This window comes from Cytobacillus firmus NBRC 15306 (assembly GCF_001591465.1).
GTDB classification, from domain to species: Bacteria; Bacillota; Bacilli; order Bacillales; family Cytobacillaceae; genus Cytobacillus; species Cytobacillus firmus.
Genome location: NZ_BCUY01000254.1, coordinates 1 through 503, shown reverse-complemented (window position 1 = coordinate 503; position 503 = coordinate 1). Strand labels below are relative to the sequence as shown.

Annotated in this window: 1 protein-coding gene; it reads right to left on the bottom strand. The window is 34.2% G+C overall.

Annotated elements, in window-relative coordinates; translation table 11 throughout:
* On the bottom strand, window positions 1-279 hold a 279-nt coding region (locus BFI01S_RS22150), incomplete at its 3' end, for a hypothetical protein (protein WP_061794470.1).
* Window positions 280-503: the final 224 nt, after the last annotated feature.

The window sequence follows — 503 nt, the reverse complement described above, 5'->3', positions numbered from 1 at the left end:
TTCTTGTAGTTTTACAATTTGCTTTTTAAGATCCGAAATTTCTTCTAGTAATCTCTCAATCTTAGTTTGATCATCAATGCCTTCCTCAAAGGCTGTACCTTCCCATCTGTATGCTTCTATAAATCTATAAACCTCTTCCTCCAAAACTTCGTATACTCCACCGTTTTCAATGCTTTTAATATTCCCCTCACTTATCCAATGACTTACCAATTCTGTGTCACATTTGAAACCATACGAGTGTAACACGGCTGTTGTTTCTTTTAGGTTGAACGTATTCATGATTGTTGAATCCTCCTGATTTAATGATGTTTTTTCAAGCCTTTGCTGCTTATTAAGGGGACCATCAAATCCTTAAGTCAGCCCCTTAAACATAAGCCTTCTTAATTTACTATAAATACTATAAAACTGAATACAGTTATCTAGGATTTAAAGAAACAAAAAAACGGATGACTTTACATTGAATACTGTAAAGTCATCCGTTTTGGCTGGTTAAGATAATTCCG